Origin of the sequence: Collinsella aerofaciens, assembly GCF_015560135.1 — a bacterium.
GTDB lineage: Bacteria > Actinomycetota > Coriobacteriia > Coriobacteriales > Coriobacteriaceae > Collinsella > Collinsella aerofaciens_AN.
Genome location: NZ_JADMRH010000027.1, coordinates 1 through 14,545, shown reverse-complemented (window position 1 = coordinate 14,545; position 14,545 = coordinate 1). Strand labels below are relative to the sequence as shown.

Genomic DNA, 14,545 nt, shown 5'->3' with positions numbered 1-14,545 from the left:
GGCGCCTTTAGACGCGTGCCGGAAATCCAAGGGTTATACCCTAAGAGCAAACCACCCCTTTTAGGGGTGGTTTTGATTCAAAATCGCTGTTACTAAAAAAGTAACAGTACTCATATTTGCTATTTTTTGACCACAGGCCCCAATGACTAGGTTATTCCACGGTGCCGTAGACGGCGCCCCAGCCGTGGGCGGCCAAGGCGGAGTTGAGCTGGTCGCAAAGTGACTGGCGGTCGTAATAGCCGGGCGGTAGCAGGTTCACGATTTCCATGAGATCGGGCGCCAGGTCCAAGATTTCGGCCTGTACGATCAGATCCAGGCGGTCGATGGCGTGGCGGTCGTAAAACAGTCCGTCGACCAGGCGCTGAAGGGCGCCGAATTCCTCGGCCTGGAACGATCCGTACTCCATAGTGCCTCCTTGGGCGCTTCATGCCGGCATGCGCGGCGATTCGTAATTCATTGCGATGGACTTAATCTATCACGGCTTCATAACGTTGCGACGGTGGCGGTCTATACTTAGAAGAGTTGCAACGTACCGCTTCGTGAAAGGTCGCACCCATGCAGACGATCTACCAGAAGATGGAAACCACCGAACTCGATGCCGCCATCGAGGCGCTCAAAGCCGAGGTCGCCGAGGTCAAGGCCAAGGGCCTGGCGCTCGACATGGCCCGCGGCAAGCCGTCGCCCTCCCAGGTGGACATCTCTCGACCCATGCTCGATATCCTCAATGCCGATGCCGATCTGCACGACGGCAATGTCGACTGTTCCAACTACGGCTGCTTTGAGGGCATTCCCTCGGCACGCAAGCTAGCGGGGGAGTTCCTGGGTTGCCCCGCTGAGCAGACGCTCGTGCTGGGTTCGTCGAGTTTGCTGATCGAGCACGATATCGCCGGTATGTTCTGGCGTTGCGGCTCATGTGGTAGCGACCCTTGGGAGGCTTACGAGGCCGCGCACGACGGCAAGAAGGTCAAGTTCCTGTGCCCGGTTCCCGGCTACGACCGCCACTTTGGCATCACCGCCGATCTGGGTATCGAGAACGTCCCCGTCGCGATGACTGACAACGGCCCCGACATGGACGAGGTCGAGCGCCTCGTTGCCGCCGACGATTCCATCAAGGGCATCTGGTGCGTGCCCAAGTATTCCAACCCCACGGGCATCACCTTTAGCGAGGACACTGTGCGCCGCCTGGTTGAGATGCCCACGGCCGCGCCCGATTTCCGCATCTTCTGGGACAACGCCTACTGCGTGCATGACCTGTACGACGAGACCGATGAGCTCGCCAACATCTTTGACCTCGCTCGCGCGGCGGGCACCGAGGATCGCGTGGTGGCCTTTGCATCGACGTCCAAGATCACCTTTCCGGGCGCCGGTATCGGCTTTATCGGTGCGAGCCCCGCGGTTATCGCGGAGTTCTCCAAGCGCCTGAAGGCCGGCCTCATCAGCGCCGATAAGCTCAACCAACTGCGCCACGTGCGTTTCCTTCCCACCATCGAGGCGGTCAGGGAGCACATGAAAAAGCACGCCGAGTTCCTGCGTCCGCGCTTTAAGGCCGTTGAGCGCAAGCTCACCGAGGGCCTGGGCGATACGGGTTGCGCTACCTGGACGCATCCTCGCGGCGGCTACTTTGTGAGCTTCGATGGTCCCGAGGGCTCGGCCCAAAAGGTCGCTGCGCTTTGTGCTGACCTGGGCGTCAAGCTCACGCCGGCCGGTGCTACCTGGCCCTATGGCAAGGACCCGCGCGATACCAACATCCGCATCGCGCCGAGCTATCCCACGGTCGAGGACCTGGAGGCCGCGCTCGATGTGCTGGTGCTGGCCGTTAAGCTTGTCGCTGCCGAGCTCGCGCGTGCCGAGCGCGCCTAACGCGCGGCTTCCCGTACTATCCGCACCTTCGATACGTAAAGGAGCATATACATGGATTTGGGTATTTCCACCAACCCCACGCCAGAGCTCTACACCATTAAGGTAACCGGCGAGATCGACATCTCTAACGCCGATAGCCTGCGCAATGCCATCGACCTGGCGCTCGAGCAGCCCACTGAGGCCGTTGAGCTCGATTTTGCCCAGGTGAGCTACATCGATTCAACGGGCATTGGCGTGCTCGTGGGCGCCGCGCACCACGCGGTCGACCACGGCAAGCGTTTTAGCTGCACCAATGTGCAGCCCCCGGTAATGCGCGTGGTTCAGCTGTTGGGTGTCGACCAGGAGATTTCGATCACCGCTGCATAATCTTTGCCCCCAAAAGGGCGTGCCGTTTGGCATATGTTTGTGATGCGCTCGGACGTTTTGGCGTCCGGGCGCTATACTTGACCGAATGAATAGACGAGTTCCGGCCGAATGGCGCGGTGCGGGCTCGACTCACATCGAGCCTTGGAGGTATGTGTGTTTGGTATTGGAGAGGGTGAGCTCGCGATCATCGTGGTCTTCGGCTTTTTGCTGTTTGGCCCGGATAAGCTCCCGCAGATGGGCCGCACGATCGGCCGTGCCATCCGTCAGTTCCGCGAGACGCAGGAAAAGATGACGGCCGTTGTTCAGTCTGAGATTATCGATCCGGTAAGCGAGGCCGCTTCGGCACCGGTCAAGCCCAAGAAGACTGCCGTCGATGACGATTCCGATGCGGACAAGGATGCCGCCGAGACGGCAGCGCCCGCCAAGAAGGAGACCTTTGCCGAGCGCCGTGCCCGCCTTGCTGCCGAGAAGGCCGCGAGCGAGGCTGCCGCCGAGGGCGAGGGTGCTGCTGAGGAGGCCGAGGGTGCCGAGCCTGCCGCTGCCGCCGAGCCTGTCGTCGAGCCCGAGCCTGCTGCAGAACCGGAGCCCGAGCCCGAGCCGGTAGAGCCCACGACGGCCGACCTCTACGCCCGTCGTCCCCGCAAGCGCAAGGCCGTCGTCGACCAGCTCGCCCGCGAGCTCGAGGCCGAGGACGACGCCGCTGCCGCCGACGCCTCGAAGGGAGGCGATGAGTAATGCCTATCGGACCTGCGCGCATGCCGCTCTTCGATCACCTGGGAGAGCTCCGTCGCCGCCTGACTATCGTGGTCGTGTCGGTGTTTGCCGCCGCCATCGTGCTGTATTTCGCCACGCCCGTGGTGCTCGACATCCTGGAAGACCCCATCCGCTCCTTTGTGCCGGACGGTAAGTTCTACATCACCACCACGCTCGGCGGCTTTGGCCTGCGCTTCTCGCTGGCCATCAAGATGGCCGTGGTCATGTGCACGCCCATGATCATCTGGCAGATTCTAGCATTTTTCCTGCCGGCGCTGCGTCCCAACGAGCGCAAATGGGTCGTGCCCACGGTGCTCGCCTCGACGGTGCTGTTCTTCCTGGGCGCCATCTTCTGCTATTTCATCATCATCCCGGCGGGCTTTGAGTGGCTTATCGGCGAGACCTCGGCCGTCGCCACGGCGCTGCCCGACCTGGAGAACTACGTCAACATGGAGCTGCTCTTTATGATCGGCTTTGGCGTGGCGTTTGAGCTGCCGCTCATCATCTTCTACCTGTCCGTCTTCCACATCGTGTCCTACGCGGCCTTCCGCGGCGCCTGGCGCTACGTGTACGTGGGCCTGCTTGTGGGCTCGGCTGTGATTACGCCCGACGGCTCGCCCGTTACGCTGGGCCTCATGTACGGCGCCCTGCTCTCGCTCTACGAGATCTCGCTCGCCATCGCCCGCGTGGTCATTACCGCGCGCGAGGGCAAGGAGGGCCTGTTTGTGAGCCGTCTGGACCTGTTCTCGGACGATGAGGACGACGAGGAGTAAATCGGTATGCACGAGGTTGGCATTGTCAACGGCATACTCGATACAGTGATTCGCGCGGCGCGTGGGGCGGGGGCCTCGCGCGCCGTTTTGGTAACGCTGCGTATCGGGGATATGACCGAAGTTGTGCGCGAGGCGCTCGACTTTGCGTGGGAGACATTTCGCGATGAGGACCCGCTCACGCGAGGCTGCGAGCTTGCCGTGGAGGAAGTCCATCCACAAAGCGAGTGTCTGGACTGCGGGGAGGTCTTTGAGCACGATCGCTTCCATTGCCGCTGTCCCCAATGTGGCGGCGCCAACGTGCGTCTGCTGCACGGCCGCGAGCTCGACATCACAAGTATCGAAATCGAAACCCCCGACGATTAGCCCGCTAGCCATCTGGTGATGGGGTATAAAGGGGCCAAAGTAAGGAGTGCCGAGTATGGCTGAGAAAACGATTGATATCGCGTCGCCGATTCTGTCGCGCAACGAGCGCCTGGCAGATCAGCTGCGACAGCGATTTAAAGAGACAAACACCTATGTGATCAATGTGCTGTCGAGCCCCGGTTCGGGCAAGACCACCACGATCCTGGGCACCAACGAGCGCCTGCGCGACAAGGCTGGCCTGCGCTGTGCCGTCATCGAGGGCGATATTGCCTCGGATGTCGACGCCATCACCATGAAGGAAGCCGGCATGCCCGCCATCCAGATCAACACGGGTGGCCTGTGCCACCTCGAGGGCAACATGATCATGGAGGCCGTTGACGCGTTCGACCAGGCCGTCGGTCTGGAGAACATCGACGTCATCTTTATCGAAAACGTGGGCAACTTGGTCTGCCCGGTCGACTTTGACCTGGGTGAGAACCTGTCCATCATGATTCTCTCGGTGCCCGAGGGCGACGACAAGCCCATCAAGTACCCGGGCATCTTCCAGCACGCTGGCGCGCAGCTGCTCAATAAGGTCGACGTGGCCCCGGCTTTCGATTTTGACATGGATAGGTATACTAAGACACTCGATGACCTCAATCCGCAGGCGCCGCGGTTTGCCGTGAGCGCGCGCAAGGGCGAGGGCATGGATGCCTGGTGCGATTGGCTCATCGGGCAGATCGAGCAAGCAAGGGCGTAAATCGGCCGCCATACGGGCGGGCGTAGCCGCAGAGATACGAGATAGGAGCCTCTTTTGAAGCTCATCATCGCCGAGAAAAACGACGCCGCGCGTCAGATCGCCGAGCGTCTGTCCACGGGCAAACCCAAAAAGGACAAGGTGTACAACACCGCCATCTACCGTTTTGAGTGGAAGGGCGAGGAGTGCGTGACGATCGGTCTTGCCGGTCACATCCTTGCGCCCGATTTTTGCGACAGCGTACTGTTCGATAAAAAGCTGGGCTGGTATTCGGTTACTGAGGATGGCGAGATGCTGCCGGCCGACATGCCCGATGGCCTGGCTCGTCCGCCCTACGACACCAAGCGCAAGCCGTTTCTTGCCGACGGTATCTCCATCAAGGGCTGGAAGCTCGAGAGCCTGCCGTATCTCACCTGGGCACCCGTCATTAAGCTGCCGGCCGAGAAGGAGCTCATCCGCTCGCTCAAGAACCTTGCCAAGAAGTCCGACAGCGTCATCATCGCTACGGACTTCGATCGCGAGGGCGAGCTGATCGGTTCGGACGCCCTCAACAAGGTGCGCGAGGTTGCGCCCGACTTGCCGGTCGCCCGCGCCCAGTATTCTTCGTTTACCAAGGCCGAGATCACGCAGGCCTTCGATAACCTTGTCTCGCTCGACCAGAACCTGGCTGACGCCGGCGAGAGCCGTCAGCACATCGACCTCATTTGGGGTGCGGTGCTGACACGCTATCTGACGCTCGCCAAGTTTGGCGGCTTTGGTAACGTGCGCTCTGCCGGCCGCGTGCAGACGCCGACACTCGCCCTGGTGGTCGAGCGCGAGCGCGAGCGCATGGCGTTTGTGCCCGAGGACTATTGGCAGATTCGCGGCATGGGTGCCGCTCAGGGTGCTGCCGAGGATGACCGCTTTAAGATCGCGCACAAGACGGCGCGCTTTACCGACAAGGATGCTGCTGAGACGGCGTACGGTCACGTTGACGGTGTCAAGACGGCAACCGTCGCCGCGGTGACCAAGCGCTCGCGCAAGCAGCAGCCGCCCACGCCGTTTGCGACCACCTCGCTGCAGGCTGCCGCCGCAGCCGAGGGTATCTCGCCTGCGCGTACCATGCGCATCGCCGAGTCCCTCTACATGGCGGGCCTCATCAGCTACCCGCGTGTCGACAATACCGTGTACCCCGCGACGCTCGATTTGGGCGCCGTGGTGAGTGACCTGGCAAAGATCAACCCGGCGCTGGCGCCCGTGTGCAAAAAGGTACTCGCTGGTCCCATGAAGCCCACGCGCGGTAAAGTCGAGACCACCGACCACCCGCCTATCTACCCCACGGGCGAGGGCGATCCGTCCACGCTCGACGGCGGCCAGCGCAAGCTCTATGACCTGATCGCCCGCCGCTTCCTGGCGACGCTTATGGGTCCTGCGACCATCGAGAACACCAAGCTCGAGCTCGACGTGAACGGCGAGCCGTTCGTGGCTTCGGGCGATGTGCTCGTGACCCCGGGTTTCCGCGAGGCGTACCCGTACGGACTCAAGCGCGACGAGCAGATGCCGCCGCTGGAGCAGGGCGACGCGGTCGACGTGTTCGACATTAAGCTCGAGGCAAAGCAGACCGAGCCGCCCGCGCGCTACAGCCAGGGCAAGCTCGTGCAGGAGATGGAAAAGCGCGGCCTGGGCACCAAGTCCACGCGCGCGAGCATCATCGAACGCCTGTATGCCGTGCGCTATCTCAAAAACGATCCCGTTGAGCCGAGCCAGCTGGGTATTGCCATCATCGATGCGCTGTCACAGTTTGCCCCGCGCATCACGAGCCCCGATATGACCAGTGAGCTCGACGGCGACATGACCCGCGTCGAGCGCGGCGAGGACACCGAAGAGCATGTCGTGACGCACTCTCGCGCGCTGCTGGCTGGCGTGCTCGACGAGCTGCTCAAGCACACGCAGGAGCTGGGCGACGCCATCAGCGACGCCGTCACGGCCGATGCGCGCGTGGGCGCTTGCCCCAAGTGCGGCAAGGACCTGGTTATGAAGACGAGCGCCAAGACCCGCGGCAGCTTTATCGGCTGCATGGGCTGGCCCGACTGCGATGTGACCTATCCGGTGCCGAGCGGCGTCAAGGTAAGCCCGCTCGAGGGCGAGGCGGCCGTGTGCCCCGAGTGCGGCGCACCGCGCATTAAGTGCCAGCCGTTCCGCCAGAAGGCCTTCGAGATTTGCGTGAACCCTACGTGCCCCACCAACTACGAGCCCGACCTTAAGGTGGGCGAGTGCAAGGTGTGCGCCGAGGCCGGACGCCATGGCGACCTGATCGCGCACAAGAGCGAGAAGAGCGGCAAGCGCTTTATCCGCTGCACCAACTACGATGACTGCGGTGTGAGCTATCCTCTGCCGGCGCGCGGTAAGCTCGAGGCGACGGGCGAGACCTGCCCCGAGTGCGGCGCCCCCATCGTGGTGGTCAACACGGCGCGCGGCCCGTGGCGCATCTGCGTGAACATGGACTGCCCGACCAAGGAGAAGAAGCCCGCCCGCGGCCGCAAGACCACGACCAAGGCGAGCACGGCAAAGAAGACGACGGCGGCAAAGAAGACTGCCGCCAAGAAGGCTGCCGCAAAAAAGACGACCACCAAGAAGGCCGCCGACAAGTAACCGAGCACATATAGACGCGGCGGGGCCGGGCGCGCAAATGCAAATGCGCGCCCGGCCCCACTTCTAAGTTGCGGTGAAATAGGGACTGTTTTTGCTGGCAAAAGGCCTAATTAATCCCTATTTCACCGCAAGTTTTGATCAGTTGTTGGGATTACTTCACCTCGACAGGCTTGGCGCTGGGATAGCGCTCCTCAAAGTCTAGGCGGTACTTATTGTCATTGGTGCCCGCCACGTTGTCGCGCGACAGCGGCGCCACGATCTCATTCTTGTGGTCCGCAGGCTTGGCGTATTTCAGGCTGATCTCCCAGGCATCACAGATTGCGTCAATGCGGTGATCCAGGTCGTCGTACAGGGCGATGATGTCCTTCCAGGAGCTGTAGTTCTTGGAGCTCGTCGGGACGTCTAGGTCCTCGACGATGTCGTAATACTGCTCGATGGTGTTCTCCGTGCGCTCGGCGACGTCGGCGAGATTTTGACGGGTGGTTCGATCCTCTTCCAGATAGCTGCCGTTGAAGTTCTGCGCGCAGCCACGGACGTAGTTGTCGAGGTCTTCGAGCAAGTCGTAGTATTCGCTTAGTCGGCGGTAGAGATTCTGCTCGGAGAGCGTTGCTTCGCCGCCATCCTCGTCGTCATCGTCATCATCGTCGTACAGGCTGTTGGGATCGCCGAGAGGCTTTAGGTCATCGTCGTCGACGTCATGGTGCAGCTTAGCTACCTCGGCGGTCGTCTGCGTGGCGGCGTTGTCGAAAGGCTTGATCACAAAGAAAACGACCAGGGCGATGATGATCGCCACCAGCACAACGATAACGGCGATAAGCGGCCCGGTGCCGCTCTTTTTGGGAGCGGGGGTCTGTGGTGAAGCGGGCGCGTATGCGGGAGCCGGCTGCTGTTGGGGCGAGCCACTCGCGACGGGTACGCGCTGCGTAGTCTCGACGGTCGCGGGGCCTGCGGCGGGGTCGGGGCGATAGGCGAGGGGGTCGTCCGCCTTGGCTTGCGGCGTATCGAGGGAACCGGTCTGCTCAAAAGCGGGCTGGCTATCGCTCGCGGTTGTTTGCTCAACGGGTGCACCGCACGAGGTGCAGAACTTGGCATCATCTGCAAGAAGCTTGCCGCACGAGGCGCAATACCGAGACATTGCCACTCCTTTCGCCACATTTCAATGCAATACGACGATTATACCCAGCGTCCAAAATTCCCCATCATAAGTTGCGGTGAAATAGGGACTGTTTGGCGGTCTCGGAGCTTCAATCAGTCCCTATTTCACCGCAACTTTGGAAAGGCACCTTTAGCTATTGGGGACGCACCGAGCACTGGGGTATCATGGCTTGGTTGATATATCTGCATTTACGCGCCTTGTAGGAAGGGGCTGCGCCCATGGCTTTTGAGCCCGCTCAACATAGCTTTATCACGCTCGAGGGCGTCGATGGTGCCGGCAAGTCCACGCAGGCGCGCCTGCTTGCCCGCGCTCTTGAACTCGCTGGCTACCAGGTTGTGAGCCTGCGCGAGCCGGGCGGTACCGCCATCAGCGAAAAGATCCGCGCCCTGCTGCTCGACCCCGCCAACACGGCCATGGGAGATACCTGCGAGCTGCTGCTCTACGAGGCCGCACGCGCCCAGCTGGTGCACGAGGTCATAGCTCCCGCCCTCGCGGCCGGCAAGGTGGTCCTGTGCGACCGCTTCTACGATTCCACAACCTGCTATCAGGCGTTTGCCGATGGCCTCGACCGTCAGATGGTACGCGATGCCAACAACCTGGCTGTCGCCGGTAAGCATCCGGCGCTCACGCTCGTCTACCACATCACACCCGAGCAGGCGGCGTTACGCATGGCAGCCCGTGGCGCGGCAGATCGCATGGAGGCAAAAGGCATGGCCTTCCAAGAGCGCGTCTACCAGGGATTTTGCGCCATTGCCGCCGAGGAACCAAACCGCGTAAAGCTCATCGACGCGAACGCGTCCATCGAGGACGTCTTCGCGCAGACGGTCGAGCAGGTTCGCGCCTACGGCCTCGACATTTCCCAGGACGCCGTCACCGCCGCGCTTGCCCAGGAGGCCGAGTAGCATGGCCCCCGCTCAGGCAAGCCTACTGGCCAAGCTCGACACCCAAGAGCGCGTGCGCGACTTTTTGACCAATGCCGTCGCCAGCGGTCGCGCATCGCACGCCTACCTGTTTTTGGGCGCGCCCGGCGCGGGCAAGCTCGACGCCGCGTGGGCGCTCGCCCAAGCCTTCCTGTGCGAGCAGGATGGCTGCGGCTCATGCGATAGCTGCGTGCGCGTCGCCCGCCATACACACCCCGACGTGCACTATTACACGCCCGAGAGCGCCACGGGCTACCTCATCGCCCAGACCCGCGAGCTGCTCGATGACGTGCCTCTGGCGCCCATCCGTGCCAAGGCCAAGGTCTACATCATCGACCGTGCCGAGCAACTGCGCGCCAACACCGCCAACGCACTGCTCAAAACACTCGAGGAGCCGCCCGAGGGCGTTATGTTCATCCTGCTGGGCACCTCGGCAGACGTGATGTTGCCCACCATCGTGAGCCGCTGCCAGTGCGTGCCGTTTCGGCTGGTATCGCCCACCGTCGCCGCGCAGGCCGTGAGCCGCGCCACCGGTCAGGACCCTGCGCGTTGCCGCATGGCCGTCGCCGTAGCGGGAAGCCCCACGCGTGGCATCGAGTTCCTCAAGAGCGCCGAGCGCCAGGACGCCCGCCGTCAGATGGTTCGCGCCATAGATTCGCTTATCGCCGCCGACGAGGCCGACGTGCTCAGCCGCGCCAAGTCACTCATCGTCGCCGTTAAGGCGCCGCTCGCCGAGGTCAAGTCCACGCAGGAAAAGGTGCTCGAACAAAACGCCGACTACCTGTCGCGTGGAGCATTGAAGCAGCTTGAGGACCGCAACAAGCGCGAACTCAACGCGCGCGAGCGTTCGGGTATCATGGAAGCGCTGGCGAGCGCGCGGACGCTCATGCGCGATGTGCTGCTGACGCTTCAGGACGAGGCAGCCGACGTGGTGAACGAAGACGTGCGCGACACGATCGGTCGGCTTGCCGCCGCGACCAATGTTGCGGGTGCCACCCGGGCGCTCGAGGCAGTCGCGACCGCCGAGCGCAACATCGCCAGAAACGTTACTCCCCAGCTGGCCATCGAGGTCATGCTGTTCGATATCAGGAAGGCACTGAAATGCCGTTAGTCGTACCCGTTAAGTTTACCTACGCCTCGCGCGACCTGTGGTTCGATCCGCAGGATTTGGATATCCTCGAGGCCGATTATGCCATTTGCTCCACCGAGCGCGGAACCGAGATCGGCCTGGTCACGGCCGATCCCTTCGAGGTGCCGCAAGATGAGATCGGTCAGCCGCTCAAGCCCGTGCTGCGCGTGGCGAGCGACATCGACCTGCAGCTTGCCGATGACCTGGCCATCCAGGGCGACGAGGCCATGGTCGACTTCCGCCGCCTGGTCAAGGAGCTCGACCTCGAGATGAAGCCGGTCGGCGTCGAGTACCTGTTTGGCGGCGAGAAGGCCGTGTTCTATTTTGCGGCCGAGGAGCGCGTCGATTTTCGTCAGCTCGTCAAGGACTTGTCCTCGACGCTGCACATTCGCGTCGACATGCGTCAGATCGGCGTGCGCGATGAGACCCGCCTTGTGGGCGGCTATGCCCAGTGCGGACAGGAGCTCTGCTGCACGCGCTTTGGCGGACAGTTTGAGCCCGTCTCGATTCGCATGGCAAAAGAGCAGGACCTGCCGCTCAACTCGTCCAAGATCAGTGGCGTGTGCGGCCGCCTGATGTGCTGTCTGCGCTATGAGTTCGAGGCGTACAAGGACTTTAAGAGCCGTGCGCCCAAAAAGAAGACGCTCATCGATACGCCGCTTGGCAAGGCGCGTATCCAGGAATATGACACGCCGCGTGAGCAGCTGGTGCTGCGCCTGGAGAACGGCAAAGTCTTTAAGGTCAACCTGGCCGATATGACGTGCTCGGAGGGCTGCAAAAAGAAGGCCGCCGAGCAGGGCTGCAACTGCCGCCCCGACTGCGTGACGCGCGACGTGCTCGAGCGCATCGAGTCGCCCGAGATGCGCCTGGCGCTCATGGAGCTCGATCGCGAGAGCGGCGTCGATGTGGGCGATGGCCTGTCGAGTGCCGATCGTCTGGCCGGCACGTCGATGCCCAAGCGCCGTCGCCGCGATGCGGACGCCGATACCCGTGCCGGTCAGAGCCAGGGCGAGGGTCGCGGCCGCGGTAAGGGTCGCGGCAAGGCCGAGGCACCCGAGGCTGAGGAGGCCGCCGGTGGACGTCGCCGCCGCAAGCGCTCGGGTTCGGGCGATGCCGGCGAGGCTGCTCCCGCAGGCAAGAACTCCTCCCGCGAGCGCGAGGCTCAGCAGCCTCAGCAGCAAAACCGCGGCGGTGGCATGAATCCCACGCGCCGTCGCCGCCGTCATTTGTCGAGCGAGGAGCGCGAGGACGCCTTCCGCGCCGCAGCCGCTCGCGAAGCCGGTGCCGCCCCCAAGGGTGGTTCGGGTTCCGATACGCCTGCCGACAAGGGTGGCAAGCAGCGCAACGATGACGAGCGCGCCCCGCGTCCGCGTCGTCGCCATTCCTCGGGCACGCAGCAAAAGCCCTCGGTGCCCTCCGTGGCCGATCAGGTCTCGGATGGCGAGGTCAAGGTCACGCGCCGTCGCCCTGGAGATGGCGGAGGGGCGGCTGCCAAGGCCGCGCGCGGCGCTGCTCGCGACGAACGCGAGTCGCGCGAAGATCGTGGTGGCGAGGGTTCGGCCGACCAGGGCCAGAAGCGCCGTCGCCGTCGTCGTTCCCGCAAGCCGCGTCAAGATGGCGGTGAGGGCTCGACCCAAAACTCGTCCGCACCGCAACCGCCCACCGGCGAATAGCGCCCGCAAACGGATTTAACCCGCCTGGCCCCAAACGCGTCGGGGTACCATAGCGCTGAATCAACAACCCTCCCTGCGACCGAGCGTAGGGAGGGTTGTGTCGTGAAGAGACATTTGAACGTGTTGCGATGCCTGCAAGGTGCCGGCATCCTACCGTTTGCGGACGAATTGCCACCGTTTGCCGAGCGGGCGGCGCACGAGGCGCTTGAGGCGTTGTCGCCCACGCGATGCGCCGGCTGCGAGCGCTCCGGCGCGCTTATTTGCCAAGACTGCTTGGCGGCGCTTGCGCTCATCGACCCGCGGCATAGCTGCACTCGATGCGGCGCCCCGTTTGGAGACTTGCTGTGCACCGAGTGCTCGGTCGAGGGTACGTCCTCGGCGATGGCCGAAGCACTCGACCGGTGCCTGGCATGTGCCGTTTACACGCACCCGCTGCCGCGGATCATTAAAGCGTACAAAGACGCGGGCGAGCGACGCCTGGCGCCGTATCTGGCAGAGCTGCTATACGACACCGCCTTACATGCCCAGGTTGCGGCACCCGAACGCTTAGGCGGTGTGTTGTCCGGCGCCGATGCAGTGGTGTTTGTGCCCGCGACGGCGGCGGCGTTTCGGCGACGCGGCTTCGATCATATGGAAGCCATCGCGCGCCCATTTTGCGAGCTGTCGGGTGTTCCGCTGCTCGACGCCCTCGTTAAGTACGGCCATGGCGACCAGCGTGAACTCGGTCGTGAAGAACGCCGTGAACGCGCCCGAGGCATGTACGAGACCGTTGAGGACGTGCGGGGCCGCCGCCTGCTGCTTATCGACGACGTTATCACCACGGGTGCGACGATGGCAGCGGCTTCGGCGGAGCTCAAGCGCGCTGGTGCCGCGGCTGTTGATGGCCTCGCTATCGCACGCGTTTGGTAGGGGTGATTCGTGTGGCGGTAACAATCAGGCAGTGCAACAAACCGACAAAAGAGCAGCTAGCGGCTTCCGTGATCCTGACGGGCACCTCGGCGTTGCGTATGATTCGAGCCGAGCGCCGGCAGATGGGCTACATCGGCTGGAAGGACCTCAATCCCGATGAAGAGCGCCGCGTGCTGTGTACGTCATCGCCTTCGACCGAGGATATCTATCTTCCCGACCTGGTGCGAATTGGAGCCAAAAGCGGCGAGGTGCAAGAAGATCTGTGCTTGCTGGTGGGATCTGCGGCGCAGCGCCGACGCATGCTTGGCGTGGGCTGGTCCGTGTGTTCCGGGTTGCCTGTCGGCTCGATTCTAGAGGTGGAACCGGGGGTGTACAGCCTATCTCCCGAGGCCCTTTGTGTTGCCGTCGCCCGCGAGGTCGGCTGTATCCAGGCGTTTGCACTGGCCCAGGAACTGTGTTCCAAGATTTCACTAAGCGATCGCGGGAAGTATCTGCCTCCCTACACCTCGCCTGTTGCGAATAGACTTGCAAAGGACAAGGATCAACCGGCAGACGTGGGCTACTTTGAAGTCGAGCCGGTGCTGACGCCCGATCGCCTGGCAGATTACCTCGTGGCATGCAAGGGGAGTGCGGCCAAACAACTGCGGCGGCTGTGTCCCTATCTGTCGGAAAACCTGCGCTCACCCATGGAGTGCATCATGCTCGCTCTGTTTTCGCTTTCGTTTTCCTATGGCGGATTTGCCTGCGGTCCCTTTAAGACCGACTACAAGATCGAGTTCGATGACCGCGCGCAGGCAATCTCGGGGATGCCACATGCAGTTTGCGATGCGTATCAGGAAGCAGCCCGGTTTGACCTGGAATACAACGGTGAGCTGGGCCATTCCTCCCGGAGGGGACGTATTCATGATGAAAAACGCAACACGGGCTTGATTACTATGGGAATCGAGGTCGCGACGGTCAACAACGAAATGCTCTGCGACATGGAAGCGATGGAAGCGCTCGCATGGCGCATCCACCAGCGTATGCGAAAGCGGTACCGGAATCGTGTCGATGCCCGCAGGAAGAAGCAAGAGGCGTTGCTTAACACGCTGCGGGCGTGTTTTGGGCTTAAGCCGGTCTAATTCGCGTCGAAAATAGGGGGTTAATCATATGCCCTGGCCAAAATATGGCAAATATGAGTACTGTCACTAAATCAGTAAGGTCGCGCGCGCAGACGTGGTGTAAGGGCGTCCTGAGGTCCGTCGCTGCAAGTCCCGATGTTACTCCTTCTTGAGGC

At 62.6% G+C, this 14,545-nt stretch carries 14 protein-coding genes; 12 read left to right on the top strand and 2 right to left on the bottom strand.

Translation table 11 applies throughout. The features are described from left to right. Positions 1–151: 151 nt before the first annotated feature. Positions 152–406 (bottom strand): hypothetical protein, encoded by a 255-nt coding sequence (locus I2H19_RS09165; RefSeq protein ID WP_195622470.1) that lies wholly within the window; start codon positions 404–406, stop codon positions 152–154. Between the two features lie 149 nt (positions 407–555). Here I2H19_RS09165 and I2H19_RS09160 point away from each other — a divergent pair, with 149 nt between their 5' ends. The 7 genes from I2H19_RS09160 to I2H19_RS09130 all read left to right on the top strand — a co-directional run bounded on the left by I2H19_RS09160 (position 556) and on the right by I2H19_RS09130 (position 7,482). Further along, positions 556–1,860 carry an aminotransferase class I/II-fold pyridoxal phosphate-dependent enzyme gene (locus tag I2H19_RS09160; RefSeq protein WP_195622469.1) on the top strand — a complete coding sequence of 435 codons (1,305 nt, stop codon included), beginning with the start codon at positions 556–558 and terminating at the stop codon, positions 1,858–1,860. A gap of 51 nt (positions 1,861–1,911) precedes the next feature. Beyond that, entirely contained in the window at positions 1,912–2,226 is a 315-nt protein-coding gene (locus I2H19_RS09155; RefSeq protein WP_035137695.1) for an STAS domain-containing protein, read from the top strand. A 153-nt stretch (positions 2,227–2,379) separates the two neighbouring features. Beyond that, a complete protein-coding gene (locus tag I2H19_RS09150) occupies positions 2,380–2,961 on the top strand; it encodes a twin-arginine translocase TatA/TatE family subunit (protein ID WP_161159248.1) in 582 nt (193 codons plus the stop codon). Beyond that, on the top strand, positions 2,961–3,752 hold the full coding sequence (tatC, locus tag I2H19_RS09145) for a twin-arginine translocase subunit TatC (protein WP_022093860.1): 792 nt from the start codon (positions 2,961–2,963) through the stop codon (positions 3,750–3,752). The genes I2H19_RS09150 and tatC overlap by 1 nt, the downstream gene beginning before the upstream one ends. A 6-nt stretch (positions 3,753–3,758) precedes the next feature. Beyond that, entirely contained in the window at positions 3,759–4,115 is a 357-nt protein-coding gene (hypA, locus tag I2H19_RS09140) for a hydrogenase maturation nickel metallochaperone HypA (protein ID WP_195622468.1), read from the top strand. Between the two features lie 55 nt (positions 4,116–4,170). Continuing rightward, positions 4,171–4,854: a hydrogenase nickel incorporation protein HypB gene (gene hypB, locus I2H19_RS09135; RefSeq protein ID WP_138374518.1), complete on the top strand. Its 684-nt coding sequence runs from the start codon at positions 4,171–4,173 to the stop codon at positions 4,852–4,854. Between the two features lie 54 nt (positions 4,855–4,908). After that, positions 4,909–7,482, top strand: a complete 2,574-nt coding sequence (locus I2H19_RS09130) for a DNA topoisomerase I (RefSeq protein ID WP_195622467.1) — start codon at positions 4,909–4,911, stop codon at positions 7,480–7,482. A gap of 151 nt (positions 7,483–7,633) precedes the next feature. On the opposite strand, the gene I2H19_RS09125 is transcribed toward I2H19_RS09130, so the two are convergent. Beyond that, a complete protein-coding gene (locus tag I2H19_RS09125) occupies positions 7,634–8,617 on the bottom strand; it encodes a zinc-ribbon domain-containing protein (RefSeq protein WP_195622466.1) in 984 nt (327 codons plus the stop codon). A 239-nt stretch (positions 8,618–8,856) separates the two neighbouring features. Here I2H19_RS09125 and tmk point away from each other — a divergent pair, with 239 nt between their 5' ends. From tmk to I2H19_RS09100, 5 genes are all read left to right on the top strand, one after another. After that, positions 8,857–9,540 (top strand): dTMP kinase, encoded by a 684-nt coding sequence (gene tmk, locus I2H19_RS09120; protein WP_195622465.1) that lies wholly within the window; start codon positions 8,857–8,859, stop codon positions 9,538–9,540. A gap of 1 nt (position 9,541) precedes the next feature. Continuing rightward, positions 9,542–10,669, top strand: coding sequence for a DNA polymerase III subunit (locus I2H19_RS09115; RefSeq protein ID WP_195622464.1), 1,128 nt, complete (start codon positions 9,542–9,544; stop codon positions 10,667–10,669). Further along, positions 10,660–12,360, top strand: coding sequence for a PSP1 domain-containing protein (locus tag I2H19_RS09110; protein WP_195622463.1), 1,701 nt, complete (start codon positions 10,660–10,662; stop codon positions 12,358–12,360). Before I2H19_RS09115 ends, I2H19_RS09110 begins: the two co-directional genes overlap by 10 nt. Positions 12,361–12,462: 102 nt before the next feature. Then, positions 12,463–13,269 (top strand): ComF family protein, encoded by an 807-nt coding sequence (locus I2H19_RS09105; RefSeq protein ID WP_271745862.1) that lies wholly within the window; start codon positions 12,463–12,465, stop codon positions 13,267–13,269. Between the two features lie 11 nt (positions 13,270–13,280). Beyond that, positions 13,281–14,390: a hypothetical protein gene (locus I2H19_RS09100; protein WP_195622462.1), complete on the top strand. Its 1,110-nt coding sequence runs from the start codon at positions 13,281–13,283 to the stop codon at positions 14,388–14,390. Positions 14,391–14,545: the final 155 nt, after the last annotated feature.